The organism is Paenibacillus tuaregi (genome assembly GCF_900086655.1).
GTDB lineage: Bacteria > Bacillota > Bacilli > Paenibacillales > Paenibacillaceae > Fontibacillus > Fontibacillus tuaregi.
The window spans coordinates 1,755,156-1,777,202 of sequence record NZ_LT575476.1 but is presented as its reverse complement, the minus strand read 5'-3'; the positions used below and the strand labels follow the sequence as shown (position 1 = coordinate 1,777,202).

Below are 22,047 nucleotides of genomic sequence, written 5' to 3'. Positions count from 1 at the left end.
AACATATAATTCGCTAAAATAAACCATTCTCCTGCATCCTGGACAAAACTTTTGTCAATTCCTGTAGGAATGACTCCCGGTCCAGATCGGTGAATGGTTTAGGCCCCTTGCTGTGCTTGCCGCCCCGTCTGGCCTTGGCGTTAAAGTGGCGGCGTTCAAGAAGATAATCAATATTGCCGCTGTGATAGCTCTCTCCACGGGGAGAAAGCACAGCGCAGGACTTGGCCAGCGCCAATGCGGCGAGGCCATAGTCCTGCGTGATCACAACATCTCCAGAAACAATGATATTAGCGATAAATAAATCCGCACTTTGGGAGCTTCGGTCCACCTGCACTACCGTTACCCCTTCCCCGGACTGAAGCACATGGTCGTAGGAAGAGACCATGATGACCGGGACTTGAAACTTTCTTCCGGCAAATACAATTTCACTTTTGACAGGACAGGAATCACCGTCAACTACAATTCTCATTGTTCCCTGCCCCCGTCCATTCAAGTTCATCCCCATTATTATATGGTTACCGCCTTAGTATTATATACGAGGGGCATAGGCTTTTTTCCTGCTGCCCCTCCTAATTATCCAATCACGGGTTCCCGGAGAACTCGAACGGTCAGTTTATGCCCATACCAGCTTACTAAAATCAGCGAACTGCTTCAGATCGCTATCGATGGAGGCAAGCAGCGCAAGGCGGTTAGCCCGGATCTGCTCATCCTCGGCCATAACCATGACCGAATCGAAGAAGCTCGTAACCGGAACCTTTAAGCTGCCAAGCACTTCAAGCGCCTTGGCCGCCTTGTTCTCTCCGAGCAGCCCGCGATACTCGCCTGATACGCTCTGCCACGCCGTGTACAAACTTTTTTCCGCATCCTCTTGCAGCAAATCCGATCTGACCTTCTCGGCTGAAGCTTTCGATGCGAGATTGCTGACCCGGTTGAACGATTCGACGGTTGTTTTGAAATCCGGCTGCTGGTTCAACGTGTCCATCAGAGCATTCCCACGGGAAACAACGGAAACCACGTCATCATAGCCAGCTGCAATGACAGCATCCACCACGTCATAACGCAAACTGTCAGACAGCGTCTTTTTCACCCGAAGACCGAAGAACTCATACAAGTCCTTGCGGATTTCTTGAGCGGAACGCTTGAGTGTGCCCATGGATTCATGCACCTCAAGGGCAATTCCGAAAATATCCGACAGCAGGAGCGGCAGCTGATGATCAAGAACGATTTGTACAATGCCGGCAGCTTGACGGCGCAGGGCATAAGGGTCCTGCGAACCTGTAGGGATAATTCCGATGGAGAAACAGCCTGCAATCGTATCGATCTTATCGGCAATGCTGACAATCGAGCCAACCATGGAGGCTGGTGCCGAGTCTCCGGCAAATCTAGGCTGGTAATGCTCAAAGATTCCCCGCGCTACCGTCTCAGGCTCTCCAGCCTTACGGGCATAATCCTCGCCCATTACCCCTTGAAGCTCAGGGAACTCGTATACCATTTGGGTAACGAGGTCGAACTTACAGATCTCCGCTGTACGGCTGATTTCTTCAGCAGTTGAAGTTCCGAGCTCAAGCTTCTCAGCCAGGCTGTCCGCAATCCGGCGAATGCGTCTTACTTTGTCGCCGACCGTGCCAAGCTCCTCATGGAATACAATCGTCTCCAGTTTCGACAAAGCATCCTTGATCTGAAGCTTTTGGTCTTCTTCATAGAAGAATTTAGCATCAGACAGACGTGCTCTAAGCACTTTTTCATTTCCTTTTGCAATCGTATCTAAGGCCACTGATCCCCCGTTACGAACGGTCACGAAGTATGGAAGCAGCGAGCCTTGCGCATCAAGCACCGGGAAATACCGCTGATGCTCACGCATCGAAGTAATCAAAACTTCCTGCGGGATGTTAAGGAAAGACTCGTCGAAAGTCCCGAACAGAACGGTTGGAACCTCGACAAGGAACAATACCTCTTCCAGCAGGTCATCTTTGACCGCGATATTCCAATCCTTCGATTTGGCAAGCTCAGCGATTTGAGTTGAAATCAGCTCCTGACGCTCATTAACGTCCACAATCACATGCTCCGCTCTCAAAGCTTCAACATAGGCCGATGCTTCTGGTATCACGGCATCCTTGCCCAGGAAACGGTGCCCCCTAGAAACATTACCCGATTTAACCCCGGTAATTTCAATATCTACAACCTCGCTGCCGAACAAAGCAACGAGCCAGCGGATCGGACGGACAAACTTGAAATCATAGCTCCCCCACCGCATGTTCTTCGGAAAATTCATCGCATGGAGGATTCCTGTGAGCCCTTCAGCTAAGATAGAAGCCGTCTCAACCCCCGTTGTGCTCTTGCTGACATAAATATATTCCGTACCTCCAACCTCTTTGAAGGTGAACTGTGACGGGTCTGCACCCTGGCTTCGTGCAAAGCCAAGCGCTGCCTTGCTCCATTCGCCGTTCTCACCCAGCGCGATTTTGCGCGAAGGCCCCTTCACTTCCTCATGAACGTCCTCCTGCTTCTCGGCAACGTCCTTCACCAGCACAGCCAGCCGTCTTGGGGTAGCGAAAGCCTGAACCTCACCATATGCGATAACTGAATCGCTGAGCCACTTCTCAGTTCGTTCCTTAAGCTGGTCCATAGCGGCACGAAGGAACCTTGCCGGCACTTCCTCCAGACCAATCTCAAACAATAAATCCCTAGCCATGGACTACGCCTCCTTTCTTAAGCAGCGGGAAGCCCAGCTTCTCGCGTTCCTCCAAATACGTCGCAGCCACCTGACGCGCCAGGTTGCGGACACGGGTAATATATCCGGTTCTCTCAGTCACACTGATTGCCCCTCTTGCATCAAGCAGGTTGAATGTGTGCGAGCATTTCAATACATAGTCATAGGCCGGAAACACAAGATGCTGCTCCATGGCTTTATTCGCTTCCTGCTCATACATGTTGAACAAGGTGAACAGCATTTTGGTGTCAGATACTTCAAAAGTATATTTGGAATGCTCATACTCCGGATGGTGGAATACATCCCCGTAAGAAATGCCCTCTACCCATTCCAGGTCAAACACATTCTCTTTCTCTTGAATATATGAGGCTAGGCGCTCCATGCCGTAAGTGATCTCTACTGCGACCGGATGGGTCTCGATGCCGCCAACCTGCTGGAAATAAGTGAACTGGGTGATTTCCATCCCATCCAGCCATACTTCCCAGCCTAGACCAGCGCAGCCCAGGGAAGGGTTCTCCCAGTTATCCTCAACAAAGCGGATGTCATGCTGAAGCGCATCTACACCCAGCGCCTTCAAGCTCTCCAGATAAATCTCCTGGATGTTGTCCGGTGAAGGCTTAATAATCACCTGGAACTGGTGATGCTGATACAGACGGTTCGGGTTCTCCCCATACCGCCCATCAGATGGTCTGCGGGAAGGCTCCACATAAGCCACCTTCCAAGGCTCCGGTCCAAGGGAGCGCAGGAACGTCATCGGATTCATTGTGCCCGCACCTTTTTCCGTGTCATAGGGCTGCACGATGATACAGTTATGTTTGGCCCAGAACTGCTGCAGCGTCAGAATCATTTGCTGGAAATTCATTTGCACACTTCTCCTTTGGTTCATAATATGGCGCAGTGCCTGGGATCGACTGGCCGGCATGCTTACCGGATACAGCAAAAAACTCCCGCCTCTACGCCTGTTATACAGACGTAGGGACGAGAGTTATTCCCGCGGTTCCACCCTACTTGATCACAGCTCTGCCCCAATCTTGAGGTTCTTCGCCGGATCCACTTTTCCGTTCAATCATGCTCCCGGGCGCCTTGTTCATGAATGCGTTCTTCCAGGCTTCCACCATCCCCGGATCGCTTGCAATGCAGAACTGCCACTCACTACTTTCCCGTTCAACACATGTCTGTTGTTTAACAGAGAATTATTCAATAATAATAAATGATTTGCATGGGATAGTCAAACTCTCAGCAAAAATGGTCACCTGACGCACGCCTATTAATGGGGACCCTCACAGTTCATATTTGTCTAACTGGTCCAGAAATTTCTGTGATTTCAGGTTTAATCCCAATTGAGCGTCCATAAAAGCTCTCATGACCGTTTTCATTTCCTTTTTCGTTGTATCCCTCACATCGATGTTTCCAAGCCTTCTAAGGTCTAGCTTGGAGAACAACCTAAGAAGCTTCAGCGTCCCCGGTGTCACGGTCATGGCTGCCGGATCATGATGCTTGCATCTGCGGCAGAGCACACCTCCAAGACGGGGGCTGATCACAGCAGGCTCCTCCTGACTCCCGCAGGAGATACATTCATTCAGCACAGGCCCGTACCCAGCCGCCTGGAGGATTTTCATCTCAAACAGATGCACGGTAACCTGTGGATCCTTGCCTGAAGACAGCGCCTGAAGGCAGGCCTTTAATTGGTTAAACCAGAATGCCCCGACTTCCTCATCCTGCAGCGTCCGGTCAAGCAGCTCACAGGCATAAGAAGCATAGGCAGCGAGCGTGAGATCCTCACGCAAAAGATGGTGAGATTCCATAATCTCACCTTGATTCAAAGTTCCAAGACCGCTTCCTTGGCGGTAGAACACATATTCACCATTTGTAAAAGGCTGGGTCAATGCAGCATGACGGCTTTTCGCTTTTTTCGCCCCCCGCACCAGCACTCCAATTTTGCCATGGCTTGCTGTGCAGATGGTAATGATTTTATTCCCCTCGCCGTAGTCCATGCTGCGGATGACAATCCCCTCCACCCTGTATAGCATGTCTCTCCCCCAAGCTGGCCTTAAAGGCAGGAAGGCCGCCCGCCCTAGGTGGCCTCCTCCTCCAGGTCCGATTCATCTATTGCCTCCGGCTCCTCGTTCATGTTCATAGTAGCCGCCTTGTACAGCAAATAGGCATCGACATCTCCACTGTTCGTAAAATAATTCCATGAGAAATCACGCATACGTTCTCATCCTCTCTTCGAAAATGACGCTGCATCACGAGATTAGGATGTGCTGAAGGGCGCGAACTATGAGTTGCAATAACTGTCAGTATAATTCTATGGAATTACTTTTAAGATCACTCTTTATGGAATCCCAGATCCCTGAGAACCCGATCTTGGTTGCGCCAGTCCTTCTTCACCTTGACCCACAGTTCCAAGAAAATTTTGGAGCCAAGCAAATTCTCGATATCCTGTCTGGCGAGCCGGCCTACTTCCTTAAGCATAGCCCCTTGTTTCCCGATAATGATCCCCTTCTGGGAATCCCGTTCCACAAAAATCACAGCCGAAATGTGTACAACTCCGTTACTCTCTACCCGCATATCTTCAATTGTGACCGCGATCGAGTGTGGGACCTCCTCACGGGTGTTATGAAGAATCTTCTCGCGAATCAACTCCGCGCAAACAAACTGCTCAGGATGGTCTGTTACCTGGTCTTCAGGATAATACTGTGGTCCTTCCGGCAGGTATTTGGAAATCTGCTCAAGCATTGTGGTGACATTGTTCCCCAGCTTGGCTGAGATTGGAATAATCTCGGCAAAATCATTCAGCTTGCGGTACTCCTCAATCAGCGGAAGCAGCTGCTCGGGCTCAATTTTGTCAATCTTGTTCAAGATCAGAATGACGGGAGTGTTAATGCCCTTCAACCGCTCGATAATAAAGCGGTCTCCGCCGCCGAAGCCTTCAGATGCGTCTGCCAGGAAAAGAACAGCCTCTACTTCGCCAAGCGTATTTAGGGCCGTCTGGTTCATGAAATCCCCCAGCTTGGATTGGCGCTTATGAATTCCCGGCGTGTCCAGGAATACAATCTGCATTTCAGGTGTGGTGTACACCCCGTGAATTTTATTACGGGTAGTCTGCGGCTTGTCTGACATAATGGCGATTTTCTGGCCAATCACTTGGTTCATCAGCGTTGATTTTCCTACGTTAGGCCGGCCGACAATGGCCACAAAGCCGGATTTGAATTTCGGTTTCATTGGTTTTGCTCCTTTGTTTTTCATACCCTCCCAAACCCTCCCTGCTTAGGGAGGGCCCCAAGGGCTTTGCCCTCTGGACACCCGAAATTGGAATAACGAGCGGGGGACTGAGTACGGATCTATAGAATGCGGCGGGGGATCGCTTGCCGTCCCTCCGGGACCCGCTTGATGTTAGCTGTTGCTAGATACCTGGTTTTGGTGCAGAGAGTCGCTTTGGCGCGCTTCACTGCCACTTCCTGCTGCGAGGCGCTCTCCCTGCGGGATTCGCTTGGCTTGGGTGCGGAGCGGGGCGCGGCTTTGGGCGCGCTTCACTGCCACTTCCTGCTATGTGGCGCTCTCCCTGCGGGATTCGCTTGGCTTGGGGACGGAGCGGGCGCGGCTTTGGCGCGCTTCCCTGCCACTTCCTGCTTGGAGCGCTCTCCCTGCGGGATTCGCTTGGCTTGGGGGCGGAGCGGGCGCGGCTTTGGCGCGCTTCCCTGCCACTTCCTGCTTGAAGCGCTCTCCCTGCGGGATTCGCTTGGCTGGGTGCGGCGTGGGCGCGGCTTTGGCGCGCTTCACTGCCGCTTCCTGCTTGGAGCGCTCTCCCTGCGGGATTCGCTTAGCTTGGGGGCGGAGCGGGCGCGGCTTTGGCGCGCTTCCCTGCCACTTCCTGCTTGGCTGGGTGCGGGGCGAGCTAATTAGACAGCCAAGCGGTGACGGGATCGTAGAAGAGCACGATCCCGATAATTACCGCGAAGATAGCGCAGACGAGGACGGCGCCAGCGGCGGTGTCCTTCGCTGCTTTGGCCAGCGGGTGCAGTTCCGGGCTGCTTAAATCGACAGCGGATTCGACCGCGGTGTTGATCAGCTCGGCGGCGATGACAACCGCGATGGTGAGCAGCAGGATCGCCCATTTGACCGCGGATAAATGGAAAAAGGCGGCCGCACCGGCCGCCAGCACCGCGCAAACCACATGAACGCGAAGGTTGCGCTGTGTTTTGAGCCCGTACGTTATGCCTTGGAACGCATAACGGAAGCTGGAACTCCATTTATGACGCGATCTCATTATCGCACAAGCCCGACTTGAGAGAGAACGGCCTCCTGCTTGCCCATCATCTCAGCTTCACTCGCTTCATCCTGGTGATCATAACCCAGCAGGTGAAGGAAGCCGTGAACGAACAGAAACCCGATTTCCCGCTCAAGCGAATGACCGTACTCCTCGCTCTGCTCCTTGGCACGCTCTACTGAAATAATAATATCCCCAAGCACGTCCGGAATATCATCCAGGGACTGCCCTTCCTCAAGCTCATATAGGATCTCCGGTTCTTCGTCCACCGACTCGTTCATTGCGAAGGAAAGAACATCTGTAGGACGGTCGATGCCCCGATATTCCTTGTTAAGTTCATGAATCGTCTCGTTATTCACAAAAGTCAAGGCAACCTCGCCTTCATGAATGCCCTCCGCTTCCCCAGCCTTCTGGAGAGCGGCTTCAAGCAGTGCGATAAGCGATTCATCAATGTTGAATTCGCCTTGCTCGTTATTCCACGCCAGCTGCAGGCTCACCCGCTTCACGCCCCTTGTCATTCTGATCATTTGCTTTTGGTTTCTTAATTTCTTCCGGATACTCTATCCGGGAATGGAAAATGCCCATTACAGTTTCTTTTAACGTCTTGGCGATGATATCCAGCTCACGCATCGTCAGATCACACTCATTGAACTGGTGATCGTCCAGACGGCTTTTGATAATTTTCTCAATCATGGATTCCACCTGCTCTACCGTTGGCTTACGCAGCGATCTCACCGCGGCCTCCACACTATCAGCAATGCCGACAACAGCGGCTTCCTTAGACTGTGCTTTCGGTCCGGGATACCGGAAATCCTGCTCGGTGAAATCCGGCTCTACGCCCTGCTCCTCCGCAAGCTTAAGTGCTTTATGGTAGAAAAAGTGCAGGAAGGTCGTTCCATGATGCTGCTCTGCGATATCACGTATCGGCTTGGGCAGCTTGTAATCCTTCAGCATCTCTACCCCATCCCGGGCATGGGCCACAATGATGGACTTGCTGAGCTTTGGATCTATGAAATCATGCGGATTCTCCATATTGTTCTGATTCTCAATAAAATAGCTTGGCCGCTTCGTCTTGCCTATATCGTGATAGTAGGAACCCACCCTGCACAGCAGGCCGTTCGCTCCTATCGCCTCCGCGGCTGCCTCTGACAGATTGCCGACCATTACACTATGGTGGTAAGTTCCCGGTGTCTCGGTAAGCAGCTTTCTGAGCAGCGGATGATTAGGATTGGACAGCTCGACCAGCTTCAGCGCGGACAAGATGCCAAACGACACTTCAAAAAACGGCATAAGCCCCACAACCAGAATCGTTGTCAGCAAGCCTCCGGCAAACGCAAATGCAATTGCATACAAGGTATTGGACTGCGTAAACGCCTTGTCGTTCAAAAGCACGAGGGTAAGCACAGTGATAGAACCGAACAGGCAAACCATAATTCCAGCTTTGAGTATCGTAGATCTCTGACTCGCCCGATGGATCGAGAAAATCGACACAAAGGAGACAATGACCGCAAAGAATCCAAAATAAAAATCAAAAATCTGCCCCTGATGGCTATTTAATATAATGCTGGCCATGATGCTTAGAATCATTGAACTGATATAGGCCAGTGGTATGTCGATCAGCAAAGTGATCAGCATGGCCCCCGTAGCAATCGGAGCAAGATACCCCATGTACGGATGCTGCGGGGTCTGCAAAATATTAACCACATGGACAGACAGAATCGCAATCAGGAAGATCAGCAGGAGCATGGTCAGCTGCACATTATTGTACTTGAACCTGGCCGCGCCTTCCGACTGGCGCATATACATGATCAGCCCAAAACCAAGAAGCAGGGACATCATCAATAGACCCAGCTGTGGCCAATAATTCACTTCATCCTTAAGCAGACCGTTCTGGTCCAGCAGGTTGTACATTTCCTCTGTAATTCTCTCGCCCTTGGCGACCAGCACGTCACCCTGCTTGATATAAACAGGTTCAGTACTTTCCCTCGCTTCTACCTTGGCTTCCTTGGTAGCCTCATCATCCTTGAAGTTATTCGGAGTAATACACAGACGCACAAGCTCCTGAACCACTTCACGGGAAATCCGCTTGCTGAGCATACTGGAGTTGACCTGCTCCGCTACTTTGACCCGGACGGCCGGAGCATCAACTACCTGATCACTCATCAGCCGGGCTACAATATCCTTCGCAACCGGCTTCATCTCGTTGATATCCTCCGTGGTCAGACGGGGAATCTTGATGAAAGTCTCCTCCGAGATGTGGTAAGCCTGCTCAGCAATCCTCTTCTTCATCTCACTGAGAAGGGAGTCGGAATAAGTGCTGGATAACTTATTATTGGAAATATAGTTCTGGGTATATTCCTGTACCCGCTTGGGGAGCTCCTCACGATAGATCGAGATTTTATCCTCGCGGGACACCTGATCATCCTGATTGAGATGAAGAATCCGGTCTAATATCTGGCTGATCAGAACCTCATTTCGGATGGATACAATCTTATAGATATCCTTTTGTCTCTCCGCAGCCTGCTCCTGGGCCTTGAGCGTCGCTTTGTTGTTGGCAATCTGAACCGGTGCGAGAATCTCTTTCTCGCTTGGCTCTCCAATAACAATGTTATAACGCTCAGGAAGAAGCTTAGGAGCAAGACTGAGGTAAAATAAAACAACAAACAGCAAAAACAGAACATAGCGTACAGGTACGCTATGTTTCCATCCTGCCGTTTTCGATTGAAACGCTTCTCTTTTCGACACTTCTTTCGAGGTCATAGAACAGCCCTCACTATCTTCTGAAAGTACCTGATTATTAGGGGAAATCTCTCTTTAGATCGACGGTTGCTCTTCTGCGGATTGCTAACCCTGATTCTCAGCAGCCCGGTCGTAAGCAATAATAATTTTCTGTACCAATGAATGACGTACGACATCCGATTCATCAAAATAGACAAATCCGATCTCATCGATATTCCGGAGAATAGACTTAGCTTCCACCAAGCCCGACTTCTTGCCCTTAGGCAGGTCAATCTGAGTGACATCCCCGGTGATCACCATCTTGGAGCCGAAGCCAAGACGGGTCAAGAACATCTTCATCTGCTCTGGTGTTGTATTCTGGGCCTCGTCCAAAATAATAAAGGAGTCATCCAGCGTTCTGCCGCGCATGTAGGCCAGAGGGGCAATTTCGATCAGCCCTCTCTCCAGTGCTTTGGCCACCTGTTCCGGCCCCATCACATCATAAAGAGCATCATACAGAGGACGAAGGTATGGGTCAACCTTCTCCTGAAGATCTCCCGGCAGGAAGCCCAGGCTTTCACCAGCCTCTACAGCCGGTCGAGTCAAAATAATCCGTTTGACTGAGCCTTCCTTCAAAGCCGAGATGGCTAGAACGACAGCGAGATAGGTTTTCCCCGTTCCCGCAGGCCCCACCCCGAATACAACATCCCTCTTCTTAATCGTTGTAACATAATGCTTCTGCCCGATCGTCTTTACGCGGATCGGCTTGCCTCTGTAGGTGACCGCAACCTCGCCTTTATATAAATCAAGCAGTTGGTCGGCGCGCAAATCAAGCGCAAGATCAATCGCATAGAGCACATCGCGCTCAGTGAGAATGTATCCATTGCGAATCAATTGGAGCAGCACTTCAAACAGCTGCTGAACCACATCCACACTTCTTCTATCCCCGCGAATGGTAATCTCGGATTCACGCGAAACCACCTGTACTTCAACTTTCTCTTCAACCAGTTTCAAAAAGGTATCCTGTGGGCCAAATAGGGACAGCCCTTCTGCCGCACTTTGCAGTGGTATTTTGGTGCTTACGTTTTGCTCTGACAAATAGCCTCATTCTCCTTGATTGTGAACTATCGGAAACTCTTCCGCTATATTCTGTTCCACTTCAAAAAGCACTTTCATATAAACTTTACCATTGTCTGTGTTCTCATGCAAAATTTTTTGCTGTACAATCCGGGCATCCGCCCCATTCTTCGCCAAAATATCCAGCTTAGCTCGTTCAAGCCCACGCTGGATTGTCATCTCCGGCGACTGCTTGGTCTCAAGCTCCGTCACCTCCATGACATCTTCAGACATCCAGCCAAGTGGAAGCTTCCATTCTCTCCAGGTTAACGGATCAAGTCGGGTAAGTGTTTGGGACTGCTCGTATTTGACTTTGCCGTACCCCCATATCTGAACTGCGGTATCGCCAAAATAAAGATATCCCCGCTCCTTCTTTTCCCCGGTAAAAACCTTCTGTCTGAGCACAAGCGGAGCCTCGATCGTATACTCATGCCAGACCAAGCCTCTGACCTCTCCTTTGGCAGCAACCTGGAAATCTCCTTGAACGCCGGTAATTAGAACGCTCCCCTTCTTTACCCGTTGATTCTTAGACACTTCTGGCTGTCCCCGTTCAGCAAAAATATGGGTAACCACCGCATCCGTCTTGCTGATCAGATGCCTTGGACTCAACATCTCCGTGTTCTTAGGCTTAGCCGCCTCTACAACTTCAATCGTAACCTTTGTTCCTGACTTTGAAACCCCCACCCAAGAGGTCCCTTTGAGTTTTCTTGTCAGATCCTTGGAAAGCTTGTCCTGTTCAGGCAGGCGGAAGATCCACTGAAAAGGGTAAATCCCCTCTTCTCTCGCGGCCAGTAATATATCCTCCGTAGCAATTTTCTTATTTCCCTTCACTTCAACATCCCATACCATGGAGGAGAGCGCAAAGATTATTAGGAAGAATAAGGCGAAGCCGGCAAGGAACCATTTTCTTCTAAAGATACGGATCCAGAAAAAGGGCAGTCCCGCCCTCTTGTCAACGTGAACCCGGCAGCTTGTCTTTTTCAAGAGCGGACGAAGCCGGAAATAATCCGAAATGACAATCTCCATCTCCATCCTGTCAGGGGCCAGGGGCCTGAGATTCCAGACCTCAATTCGTTCCTTGGCCAATTCATTAATGAAAATCTCGATCCGTTCTCCCCGAACCGTGACCTTAACCGATCCGCGAAGCTTCGTTAAGCCCGGTGTCTTCATCCTTTCTCCCCCGTTCCAAAATACTGGATTGCTGAGATATAACCCTCAATTAACACTTCTTCGGGCATGATTGCTTTTATTACAAGACCTCTCCCATCCACATCCAGGGAACCGTCCGTGAGAGCCAATTTGAGTTTGTCAGGTGAGAAATGCAGCACTCCGCGATGATTCTCGATCAACAGCTGTTTGTTGCCAACCATCGTGAGCCTGGGCAGATCAAATACAAGATCCTGTGGAAGGTCAAGAAAATCGACCGACCACTTACGTAATTTGCGGCTGAAACGGCCCATCGGCAGTCCTCCTTCCCATACTGTACAAAATATGCGGGGAGACGCCGGTTTATGAAAACATACGCAAAATGAAAGAGGGCTGCTCCTGAATTGGAACAGCCCTCCCGGGTCACTTTTTATACATATACGGTTTCTTTGCACGTGGAGGTCCAAGAATTTCGGACCAAATGATCCCTTCAGCGAGCGGACTTTTCCCATCTTCGAGCTTGCTGCTTGCATGCGCCGCATGTCTGGGGTGGGCAGCATCCTTACGCTTCAGCTCCTGGATGAGCGAGCGGTTCTTCCTCTCCAGCTGCTCAAGCCTGCGCTGGAGGCTGATAATCTCCGCAGCCTCATAGCCTTCCTTGTCCTCGTCAGCTCTCTGTCTGAGAGAGTTCTCCTCATGCTCCAGCCAGGAGGAATCGGAGTAAGCCGGGACACTTGAGCCCCTTCCTCCATCCTGCACCGTCGGAGCCGCAGGTGTCTCGTCTGCGGCCTTGGCATCAGGCTGAGAGGTCATCTCCTTGGCAGGCTGATCCTTTCTCTGCCATTCCAAGGGATTCGGCTTCCAATCGGTTTGACCGGGGTCCCCGCCAAAGGTCGGCATCCGGTTTCTGCCGGTGCCGGAGGTTTTGCTTTTTTTGCCAAACATGGACAGCAGGGCGAACCCTATGACAATGACCACATACAAATGGCTGAGCACCCAATCCAGCACTTCACTCATTTACAAGCACCGCCTATTCTTCCTTGCTCGAAGAGGAGTCTCCCGGCTTGCCGATGGAGCTTCGCATGTTCGTGTCCGCCTCAATGTTCTTCAGGTTCATATAATCAAGCACACCGATTTGTCCCGCGCGAAGGGCTTCCGCCATAGCAAGCGGAACCTCGGACTCGGATTCCACAACCCTTGCACGCATCTCTACGACGCGGGCCTTCATCTCCTGCTCCTGTGCGACAGCCATCGCGCGGCGTTCTTCCGCTTTGGCCTGGGCGATGCGCTTGTCAGCCTCTGCCTGTTCAGTCTGCAGGAAAGCCCCAATATTTTTGCCTACATCCACGTCCGCGATATCGATGGACAGAATTTCAAAAGCCGTACCTGCATCCAGTCCCTTATTCAGCACTGTACGTGAAATCATGTCCGGGTTCTCCAGTACGTCCTTGTGGGAGTTACTGGAACCTACCGTGGTAACAATCCCTTCCCCGACACGGGCAATGATCGTCTCTTCCCCCGCACCGCCGACAAGGCGGTCAATATTGGCACGGACGGTTACACGGGCTTTGACCTTAACCTCAATCCCGTCTTTGGCAACCGCGGCCACAACCGGGGTCTCAATCACACGGGGGTTAACACTCATCTGTACTGCCTGCAGAACGTCCCGTCCGGCGAGGTCAATCGCTGCCGCACGTTCAAATTCAAGTGGAATATTCGCTCGCTGAGCCGCAATCAGTGCGTTGACCACACGGTCGACGTTACCACCGGCAAGATAGTGACTCTCCAGTTGATTGATCGAAAGCCCAAGACCGGCCTTATGGGCCTTGATGAGCGGGTTCACAATCCGGGCAGGAGTTACACGTCTGAGGCGCATCGCCACAAGAGTAAGAATGCTGATCTTAACTCCTGAAGCCAGCGCCGAGATCCAGAGCATAACCGGAAAGAAGCTCAGGAAGATGCTCAGCACTATAATGGCAATGACCACAATGAGCAGTACTCCAATAAATGGGGATTCCAACATACAGCTAATCAGCTCCTAAATTAAATTATTAAACTATACAAAATGAACTTATGAAGGTTACCCTTTAGGGGCGCTGCGATGCCGAGTGTTCTTTAAGGCCGCTGTTGTCTCCGAAATGCTTGAACTAGATATCCAAGTAGAGGCATTTCGAAGACAAAGGCGGACGCTCCGCTTTTTCAGAATCACTCGGCCTCTCCGCTGAGATGGGTTAATTCTAAAGTTCATTTTATATATAAGTCGAATTATTGATTTACAAGTAAGGCAGAGCAAAGGGAGACATAGAGTCATGCAGACTGCAGATTGCCGAGCCGGCTCCGCAAATCAAGCCTCGGTAACCACAACTCTGGCCCCTTCCACCTTAATCACCTTGACTGGGGAATTGGCGGCAATAAATCCACCCTCGGTTACCACATCGACACGTTCTATACCGATGACAGCAGTGCCCGCCGGCCGGAGTGCGGTGATGCTTACGCCCTCTAGTCCAAGCAGTTCGGTGCGTTCCTTGACCGAGCTGTAGCCTTTATCCGCTGTCAGCTCGTCTCTCAGGATGAACCGGTTCCATATTCCACGTTCTTTGAATATCCATGCGACGATTGCAATCACCACTACAGCCGCCGCAAAAGCGATCCCAAGCGATCTAAGCGCATCCCCGGTGTCATAGGCGGCGCGGATAACTCCCGCGATCAGGCAGGCCGACCCCAGGATGCCGAGAATCCCAAAGCTTGGAACAAACAGCTCCAAGGCAAGCAGGATAAGACCTATTATAAACAATATCCCTGTCTCAAGTCCTGCAAATCCTGCAATATAATTTCCGAAGAAATACAGGCCGAACGAGACAATTCCCAGTATTCCAGGGATCCCAAACCCTGGAACAAGCAGCTCGATTACCACTCCTGCGATACCCAGAAACAGCAGAACCGTCATGACAGTCGGATCGGTAAGAAACATGGCCAGATTCTCAGCCCATGTCCGTTCCACTCTTACCGTATCCTGTCCACTGTATCCCATCCAGTGAATGACCTCTTCCGTGCTGCTGGCCACGGTATCCGCATACCCTACCTTAACAGCTTCGTTGCTGCTCAGCGAAATAATTTGGCCCTTCTCCTTCGTTCTTCCAAGCTCAGGCATCTCCACGGTTATGGAAGGATCAACCATGCCTTCCGCAATCTTCGGATTCCGCATTTGAAGATCAGCTGCGGCACTCATCTTGCTCTTCCAATAAGCGATTTCCTTAGGGCTGCTAACCGCCTCTCCAGAGGAATCCACAAGGGCGGCAGCGCCTATAGCACTTCCTTGCCTCATAGCAATCTTATCCGCATGCAGTGCAATATAGCTTCCTGCAGATGCAGCGTTTCCCTGGATATAGGCCACGGTGGGAATGCTGCTCCCGGCAATGATGTCGCCGATATGCTCAGCGCTGTCCACCCGCCCACCGGGGGTGTTCACTTCAAGCACAATCAACGCGGCCTTACGATCCTCCGCCTCCTTGAACCCCCGTTTCAGAAACGCCTCAAGCCCTGACTCGATCTTGTGCTCAACCGGAATCACATATACGGTGCCTGATTTCAAATCAGCCGCCTGGGCCTCGGACATTCCCACGGACAGTGTACCGCCAAGCAGTGTCACAAGAAGCAGCATGAGGACTACATGCAGACTGACCTTCAGCCTCCTCCTCTTCAACAGGTGAAACCTCCTTATGTAAATATTGACTCAGAGTCTATGATGTACTACGAACCAGTATGCCTTTCGTTTCATATAAGAAAAAACACTCTCTATTGCTAGAGAGTGTTTCATACTAGTTATTGCAGCAGCTGTTGTACTGCCTGATTGACAAGCTTGCCATCTGCCCGGCCTTTGACCTTAGGCATCAGCGCACTCATCACTTTCCCGATATCCGCTTTCGAAGAAGCACCGGTTTCCTGGATGGTCTGCTGTACAATGACTTTAATTTCTTCTTCGGAAAGTTGCTCGGGAAGATATACGGCAATAATCTTGATCTCGTCGGCCAAAGGCGCAACCAGATCGTCACGGCCTGCTTTTTGAAATTCTTGGAGGGCATCTTTGCGCTGTTTGATCTCACGACTTAAGATATCAAGCACTTCGTTGTCGTCCAGAGTTCTTTTCAAATCTATTTCAAGATTCTTAATCGTTGCACGAACCATTCGAATGGTGGAGAGCTTGAACTTGTCTTTACTCCTCATCGCTTGCTTCATATCTTCGTTCAATCGCTCGCTAAGATTCATGGTAGTTCAAATCCTCCTAAAACTTTCTCTTACGAGCAGCCTCGGACTTTTTCTTGCGCTTCACGCTTGGCTTCTCATAATGCTTGCGTTTCTTCACCTCAGCCAAGACACCATCTTTTGCAATGGAACGCTTGAAGCGACGAAGTGCAGCATCAATAGTCTCGTTTTTGCGAACTTTAGTTTCAGACACCAGTTTTCCCTCCCTCCGACCAGACCGTCCAAGAGCACAACACGGTTCATCAACTTTCATTATAGGTGAAAAGGAAATAGGGTGTCAACCGTGAGCCGCTTTCTTTTTTATATCCATTAATTAAACAGAGTCAGAACTAGGCATGGGAATCCGATATTCCGGTTAATGCGCCCAGCTTGGCTCCCCCAAGCAGATGGTAGTGAATATGATACACAGCTTGTCCGCTGTCGGGACCACAGTTGTTGATCAGACGGTATCCGCTTTCCGCTACACCAAGCTTCTTAGCTGCTTCCTGAGCTACCTTATGCAGCTCCCCAATCAGAGGGAAATCCTCTTCGGCAGCATCATTCATAGTTGAAATATGCTTTTTCGGAATAATCAGCACATGTGTAGGGGCGGCAGGCTGAATATCATGGAACACTAGAAATTTCTCATCCTCATAGACCTTGTTGGACGGAATTGAACCCTCCGCAATTTTACAGAACAAGCACTCCATAGCTAGAATTCCTCCTTGAACTTAATTCCTATTTGTCCGGCAAAGTGCCGGTACTGGCACTGCAACTCGTCTTCTTCCAGTATCATAACGGAAATTTCCTGAAAACAGAAGCTCAAGAAGCTATATAAAATGAACTTAGGAAGGCTGCCCTTTTCGGGCGCTGTGATGCCGAGTGTTCTTACGACCCCTGTTGTCTCCGAAATGCTTGAACTAGATATCCGGTGGGGCATTTCGGAGACAAAGACGGACGCTCCGCTTCTTCAGAATCACTCGGGATCGAAGCTGAAATTCGTAAATTTTAAAGCTCATTGTATATAAAGGCAACCAAGATCAACACCGGGAGAGAAGTGCCCGCGCAGGAAACAGCTATAAGTTCTCGATCATGATCCTTGACCCGCTCCCTGCGTTCTCGGCCGGAATCACCACGAGCTTGCGCGGGAGCCGGGCTCTCAGCTCGGCAACGTGGCTGATCACGCCAACCGACAGATGGTCGTGATGAAGCTGCTCAAGCGAGGTAATTACCGTATCCAGCAGCTCGGGATCCAGTGTTCCAAAGCCTTCGTCAAGGAAAAAGAATTGCAGCGGGTATTGGCCCCTCAGCTGAATCTGGGCGGACAAGGCCAGCGCCAGCGCAAGTGAAGTCAGGAAGGTCTCTCCCCCTGACAGAGTGGATACCGGTCGCTTGATGCCTCCATTGGCATCATCACAGATGATAAAGCCCCCACCGGAGTCTGTCTCAAGCGAGTAGCGCTGCTTCGTCAAATCCCGCAGCCGCTGTGAGGCGGCTTGGCTGACATTCATCAGCTGCTCCTCGGCCACATACTCCACAAATGCATTCCCCCGGAGACTGGACTGAAGCTTGCTGAGCAAACCTGACGTATGCTCCAGTCCGGCGCGGTCTTGCTCCAGCTCTTTCCAGCGGATATGGCGGACCTGAATGTCCTCCAAATCCCGCTGTGCCCGGGCCTTGGCTTGAACAGCCAATTCATCGGCCTGCTTGGCAGAGGCAAATCTGTCCCTACAGATCACCCACTCCTCTTCCGTGACCTGTCTGCCTCCCAGCTTCGCCTGCAGGTCAGTTTGCTGCATAACAAGCTCCTTCTCCCGCTCCCGGTGTTCCAGGATACGCTGCTCCATCTCGCTTCGAACCTCGGAGCTCAGCAGCGCTGCTGCCGTTTCCTCCTCCCGGGTGAACGGGCTGCCCGAAAGCTGCTGCATAAAGCGGCTGCCGAGCTGCTCCTCCTGCTCATGCGCGGCAATGGCTGCCTGCCGGGCGGCTGCGCCCGCCTTGGCGGCCTCCTGCTTCGCCTGATCGGCCTCCATGTAATGCTGCTTCCGCGCCTCGGCTTCACGGCGGAGAACCTTAAGCCGTTCTCCCGCGCTGCGAAGCAGGTTCTCCACATCTTCTTCGCCCGCAATCGTACGAAGGCGCCCTTCCTTCTCAGCCAGCAGCTCGGAGCGGCCAGCCAGCTGTGCCGCAAGCTGAACCTGCTTCTTATCCAGCTCAGCCGCTTCCTGGCCCAAGGTTTGGATCAGGGCGCTTTTCTCTTCGATAAATGGGCCGCTGACCTCCAGCCGCTTTTTCACATCTTCCGCCGCAGTATCCTTGGCGTGTACGGTTTCAACCAGCTTATCAACATCCTCTGCGGTATATCCTGGCAGCTCGCGGCCTAGTTCGTCTGTAAGCCGCAGAAACTCTCCGGACAGCTCTTCAAGCAGCACAGCGGCTTGTTCTACCTGCTGCCTTGCTGCACCGTATTCTGCCTGCAACCCTGCAAGCTTAGGCTGCAATGAAGCGAGCTGGTCACGTTCCCGCTTCACCTGACCCTGGAGCCCTTCCAGCTCCGTCCGGGCTGCCCCGATTCGCTCCTTAAGCTGCTGAACAGTCTCTACTATCTGGTCATAAGGCAAACCTTCCAGTTTCTCCAGCATTTCCAGGGAAGCCGCAGCTTGATGCAAGCCTTCCTCTTCGGGAACACGCCCTGCATTTATTAAGCCTTCCAGAGGCTGGTCAGGTCCTGTCTCATCAGCATCCCTGAACGTCTGGAGCAGGCTTCGGCAGTTATCCATGTCCCGCGTAATACTGTATTTCAGCTCTCTGAGTACAGGAAGATCAGACAAGATCCGCTCTAGCTCTGTCTCAGACTGGCGTGCTTCCTCCGGCAGATGAACAGCCGGATGAGGATGCTGCTGTGCCCCGCAGACTGGGCAAGGTTCGCCATCAACTAGCTGATGGGCCAGCCTGGCCGACCATAGGCTCATTTCCTGTGCCTTAACTGCCTGCCGAAGAACCTCCTCGCGCTGTTCCAAGCCGCAAAGAGCCTGCTCTGCAGTCTGTGCCAGGCCCATCAGCACTTCAAGAAGATTTGCGGTCCGCTGTGCGGTCTGCTGACTCTGTTCCTGAAGAATGGCTGCCTGCCGGGAATTCTCCGCCAGGTCTGTCTCCGCCTTGAACAGCCGTCCTTTCAATTCAGACAAGGACTTCTCACCCTTCAGACGGCGCTCCTCCAGCTGTTTCTGCCTGTCCCGGAGTGAGACGGCAATCTGAAGGCTGCGCCGTTCCGATGCGGTTACCTCAACCTCCTTGAGCTGAAGGGCCAGCTGTTCCCGGCGCTGCTTCGCCTTAGCCAGAAGCAGCTCTTCCTTCGCCAGCTGCTCGCGGTGTGCGGCGAGCGAGTTCACCGCTTCATCAAGCTTGCTCTGAAGCACTGCCTGCTCAGCCCGGAGCGCATCCCGCTCAGCCTGAAGCGCCGTCGCCTGCTCAAGCTGATCGAGCCGGACCAGCAGCCCCGGCTCTTCCAGCACAAGCGCCTGCTGCGCGGCTTCAGCTGCCGCGGCGGCCTGCCGGGCTGCCGCTTCCGCTTCAGCGGCGGCGGCCTCAGCCTGCTGTGCGAGCCCGCTGCGCTCCGCCGCAAGCCGCTTAGCGTCATGCCAGGCGCTCAGCGCAGGGCGCAGCTGCTCGGCGGCGGCAGCTCTCGCGAGGCGGGCCTCCACTTCGGCGATCTCGGCGCTGCTCTGCCGCAGGAGCCTCAGCGCCTCTTCGCGCCCCTGCAGCTCCAGGCCGAGCTCGCGCAGCTTCGAGAGCTCCCCGTGGAGGCGCTCGGCTTCCTGCAGCTCACGCCGCCGAAGCTCCGCTTCCGCCGATGCCGCCTTGAGGCGCTCGTCCGCCTCCTGGAGCGCCTCCGCCGAGGCGAGGCCCAGCCCCTGCTGCTCGGCAGCCAGCTCCTTAAGGCGGCTGTCCGTCTCTTTAACCTTACGGCTGAGCTTCATGCCTAGGAGATCGCCATACTTCTCCAGATGGAACAGCCGCTGGAGCATCTGACGCCGTTCGCTTCCTTTTAGAGACAGGAATTCGGCGAATTTGCCCTGCGGAAGAACTACCGCTCTTGTGAAATCATCCATTTTCAGGCCGATCTTCTCTTCCACACACCGGGTGACCTCAGCCAGCTTGTCGGCATGGACCTGCTCGCCCTCCGGTGTAATCTCGATGAACCGGCTGATCGTATTGCTGACCGAGACTTCCCCGGTTCGTTTGAATCTACGCTCAACCCGGAACCGTTCGGCTCCGGCCGGTGACATTAACTCAAACGTAAATGCGACAAACAGGCTGTCTTCCGAATGGTTCATGATCCCCTGGGTACCGCCTGAAGCGCGCTCCACCTTCCCATACAGGGCGAGAGTGATCGCATCAAGCAGGGTTGACTTCCCGCTGCCCGTAGGACCGAATATTCCAAAGAGCCCTGTCTCACACAAATGGGTAAAATCCACTTCCTGAGGCTCCCGGTAGCTCTGCAGCCCAGAGAGCTTTAGCGTGATGGGCTTCATGCCTCCACCCCTTCCGCCTGGGATTCCGATTCATCTTCAGCTACCAGATACATGAACAAATCAACCAGCTCTGCCTCTGGTTCAGCCCCGCCGCTCTGCCTCTGATAGAATTTGCGGAACAGTTCCTGGACCGGCATCTGGGAGCGGCCGGCTGCCGACTGTTCCAACTCCCGTCCCGGGTATACCGGCCGGATATGAACAATGCCTTCATGGGCTTTGCGAAGAGTCTGGATGTCCCCTAGGGACATAGCCTCCGTGAGGCGAATTTCCAAATCGATAAAAGCCTCAGCGTCCCGCCCCTCATCCAGCCAGCGATGTACCTCCTCAAGCCCGCCGGTGCAGGACCAGCGGACAAGCGGTCTTCCGCTGCTCAAATAAATTTCTTGGGCTGCAGGCTCCCCGCCAGGTGAGACCTCAACCAGCATGACCGATTTCGCTTGTCCCGCCTCCGAGAAACTGTATGCCAACGGGGAGCCGCTGTAACGGATCATTCCCTTGCCCTTGACCGCTTGGGCCCGGTGCAGATGACCGAGCGCAGTGTACTGCGCTCCTATGTCCAGGGCAGACGGGTCCACGGTATAAGCTCCACCGATCTGGATCGGACGCTCTGAGTCGCATTCCACTCCGCCAAGCACATAGATATGGCTCATCGCCAGATTGACCGTGTCTTTGCCAAATGACTTCCCGAGCTGCCTCATCAGCCGTCCTACCCGCTCGCTGTAGGCCAGCCTCAGTTCACCCTCGTCCACTTGACCGGCAAGCAGTTCACCAAGCCTTGCTTCGGAAGGATAAGGGAGAGCTGCAATCACCGCCGTCTCTCCAGTACGGGCTGCCTCAACCCGAACAGGGACCGCTGTCGGAAGACCGACAAGCCGGATGCCGCTTTGGGTAACCAGCGGTGTGACCGACGCGACCCGCTCGGGCTGATCATGATTGCCTGCAATGGCCACCAGCTTTCGGCCATCTTCAGTTAATCTGGCAGCAGCTTCATAGAACATCATTTCCGCGGCTGCCGGCGGATTCACGCTGTCATACACATCCCCGGCCATCATAATCAAGTCAGCCTGGGTATCTCTCGCCAGCCTGACCAGCTCATCCAGGAATTTCTCCTGCTCATTCAACCGGCTCCGCCCTTCCAATGTTCTGCCTAAATGCCAGTCTCCGGTATGCAAAATCCGCATGTTGGACCGCCTCCTCTCCTTTGATAGGTGTTTGTCTGTGTTTACCTTTCTCACTATAAAAAATGAACTTTTGAAGGTTACCCTACCCGGGGCGCTGCGATGCCTAGTGTTCTTACGACCGCTGTTGTC

The 22,047-nt window shown here is 52.6% G+C and carries 21 protein-coding genes; 1 reads left to right on the top strand and 20 read right to left on the bottom strand.

The features are described 5' to 3' along the window. Positions 1-13: 13 nt before the first annotated feature. The 6 genes from BN6628_RS07980 to era form a co-directional block, all read right to left on the bottom strand. On the bottom strand, positions 14-469 hold the full coding sequence (locus BN6628_RS07980; RefSeq protein WP_235847598.1) for a YaiI/YqxD family protein: 456 nt from the start codon (positions 467-469) through the stop codon (positions 14-16). 144 nt (positions 470-613) lie between these two features. Beyond that, positions 614-2,692 (bottom strand): glycine--tRNA ligase subunit beta, encoded by a 2,079-nt coding sequence (gene glyS / locus BN6628_RS07975; protein WP_068616267.1) that lies wholly within the window; start codon positions 2,690-2,692, stop codon positions 614-616. Then, the gene (gene glyQ, locus BN6628_RS07970) at positions 2,685-3,572 is read right to left on the bottom strand and encodes a glycine--tRNA ligase subunit alpha (RefSeq protein ID WP_068616265.1); all 888 of its coding nucleotides are present in this window, start codon (positions 3,570-3,572) and stop codon (positions 2,685-2,687) included. Before glyQ ends, glyS begins: the two co-directional genes overlap by 8 nt. 418 nt (positions 3,573-3,990) lie before the next feature. Then, entirely contained in the window at positions 3,991-4,740 is a 750-nt protein-coding gene (gene recO, locus BN6628_RS07965; RefSeq protein WP_068616263.1) for a DNA repair protein RecO, read from the bottom strand. A gap of 44 nt (positions 4,741-4,784) precedes the next feature. Next, positions 4,785-4,922 (bottom strand): YqzL family protein, encoded by a 138-nt coding sequence (locus BN6628_RS25570; RefSeq protein WP_082926840.1) that lies wholly within the window; start codon positions 4,920-4,922, stop codon positions 4,785-4,787. 116 nt (positions 4,923-5,038) lie between these two features. Next, a complete protein-coding gene (gene era, locus BN6628_RS07960) occupies positions 5,039-5,935 on the bottom strand; it encodes a GTPase Era (protein ID WP_068622086.1) in 897 nt (298 codons plus the stop codon). Positions 5,936-6,148: 213 nt separating this feature from the next. On the opposite strand from era, the gene BN6628_RS07955 reads away from it, so the two are divergent. Beyond that, on the top strand, positions 6,149-6,616 hold the full coding sequence (locus BN6628_RS07955; RefSeq protein ID WP_068616261.1) for a hypothetical protein: 468 nt from the start codon (positions 6,149-6,151) through the stop codon (positions 6,614-6,616). On the opposite strand, the gene BN6628_RS07950 is transcribed toward BN6628_RS07955, so the two are convergent. The 14 genes from BN6628_RS07950 to BN6628_RS07880 all read right to left on the bottom strand — a co-directional run bounded on the left by BN6628_RS07950 (position 6,609) and on the right by BN6628_RS07880 (position 21,918). Beyond that, a complete protein-coding gene (locus BN6628_RS07950; protein ID WP_068616258.1) occupies positions 6,609-6,980 on the bottom strand; it encodes a diacylglycerol kinase family protein in 372 nt (123 codons plus the stop codon). The two genes, BN6628_RS07955 and BN6628_RS07950, sit on opposite strands and share 8 nt — an antisense overlap. Then, a complete protein-coding gene (ybeY, locus tag BN6628_RS07945) occupies positions 6,980-7,477 on the bottom strand; it encodes an rRNA maturation RNase YbeY (protein ID WP_068616256.1) in 498 nt (165 codons plus the stop codon). Before ybeY ends, BN6628_RS07950 begins: the two co-directional genes overlap by 1 nt. Then, positions 7,452-9,740: an HD family phosphohydrolase gene (locus tag BN6628_RS07940; RefSeq protein WP_068616254.1), complete on the bottom strand. Its 2,289-nt coding sequence runs from the start codon at positions 9,738-9,740 to the stop codon at positions 7,452-7,454. The genes ybeY and BN6628_RS07940 overlap by 26 nt, the downstream gene beginning before the upstream one ends. An 84-nt stretch (positions 9,741-9,824) precedes the next feature. After that, entirely contained in the window at positions 9,825-10,796 is a 972-nt protein-coding gene (locus tag BN6628_RS07935; protein WP_068616252.1) for a PhoH family protein, read from the bottom strand. 6 nt (positions 10,797-10,802) lie between these two features. Beyond that, positions 10,803-11,984, bottom strand: coding sequence for a sporulation protein YqfD (yqfD, locus tag BN6628_RS07930; RefSeq protein ID WP_068616249.1), 1,182 nt, complete (start codon positions 11,982-11,984; stop codon positions 10,803-10,805). Further along, a complete protein-coding gene (yqfC, locus tag BN6628_RS07925) occupies positions 11,981-12,274 on the bottom strand; it encodes a sporulation protein YqfC (protein ID WP_068616247.1) in 294 nt (97 codons plus the stop codon). Before yqfC ends, yqfD begins: the two co-directional genes overlap by 4 nt. Positions 12,275-12,383: 109 nt before the next feature. Next, positions 12,384-12,977 (bottom strand): hypothetical protein, encoded by a 594-nt coding sequence (locus BN6628_RS07920; protein ID WP_068616244.1) that lies wholly within the window; start codon positions 12,975-12,977, stop codon positions 12,384-12,386. Between the two features lie 13 nt (positions 12,978-12,990). Then, a complete protein-coding gene (floA, locus tag BN6628_RS07915; protein WP_068616242.1) occupies positions 12,991-13,983 on the bottom strand; it encodes a flotillin-like protein FloA in 993 nt (330 codons plus the stop codon). Positions 13,984-14,304: 321 nt separating this feature from the next. Beyond that, positions 14,305-15,621, bottom strand: a complete 1,317-nt coding sequence (locus BN6628_RS07910) for an NfeD family protein (RefSeq protein WP_082927091.1) — start codon at positions 15,619-15,621, stop codon at positions 14,305-14,307. A gap of 161 nt (positions 15,622-15,782) precedes the next feature. Then, on the bottom strand, positions 15,783-16,226 hold the full coding sequence (locus BN6628_RS07905) for a GatB/YqeY domain-containing protein (RefSeq protein ID WP_068616237.1): 444 nt from the start codon (positions 16,224-16,226) through the stop codon (positions 15,783-15,785). Positions 16,227-16,242: 16 nt separating this feature from the next. Continuing rightward, positions 16,243-16,416: a 30S ribosomal protein S21 gene (rpsU, locus tag BN6628_RS07900; protein ID WP_005547957.1), complete on the bottom strand. Its 174-nt coding sequence runs from the start codon at positions 16,414-16,416 to the stop codon at positions 16,243-16,245. Positions 16,417-16,552: 136 nt separating this feature from the next. Further along, a complete protein-coding gene (locus tag BN6628_RS07895; protein ID WP_068616234.1) occupies positions 16,553-16,912 on the bottom strand; it encodes a histidine triad nucleotide-binding protein in 360 nt (119 codons plus the stop codon). 366 nt (positions 16,913-17,278) lie between these two features. Next, positions 17,279-20,737 (bottom strand): AAA family ATPase, encoded by a 3,459-nt coding sequence (locus BN6628_RS07885; RefSeq protein ID WP_068616230.1) that lies wholly within the window; start codon positions 20,735-20,737, stop codon positions 17,279-17,281. After that, the gene (locus BN6628_RS07880) at positions 20,734-21,918 is read right to left on the bottom strand and encodes an exonuclease SbcCD subunit D (protein ID WP_068616228.1); all 1,185 of its coding nucleotides are present in this window, start codon (positions 21,916-21,918) and stop codon (positions 20,734-20,736) included. The genes BN6628_RS07885 and BN6628_RS07880 overlap by 4 nt, the downstream gene beginning before the upstream one ends. Positions 21,919-22,047: the final 129 nt, after the last annotated feature.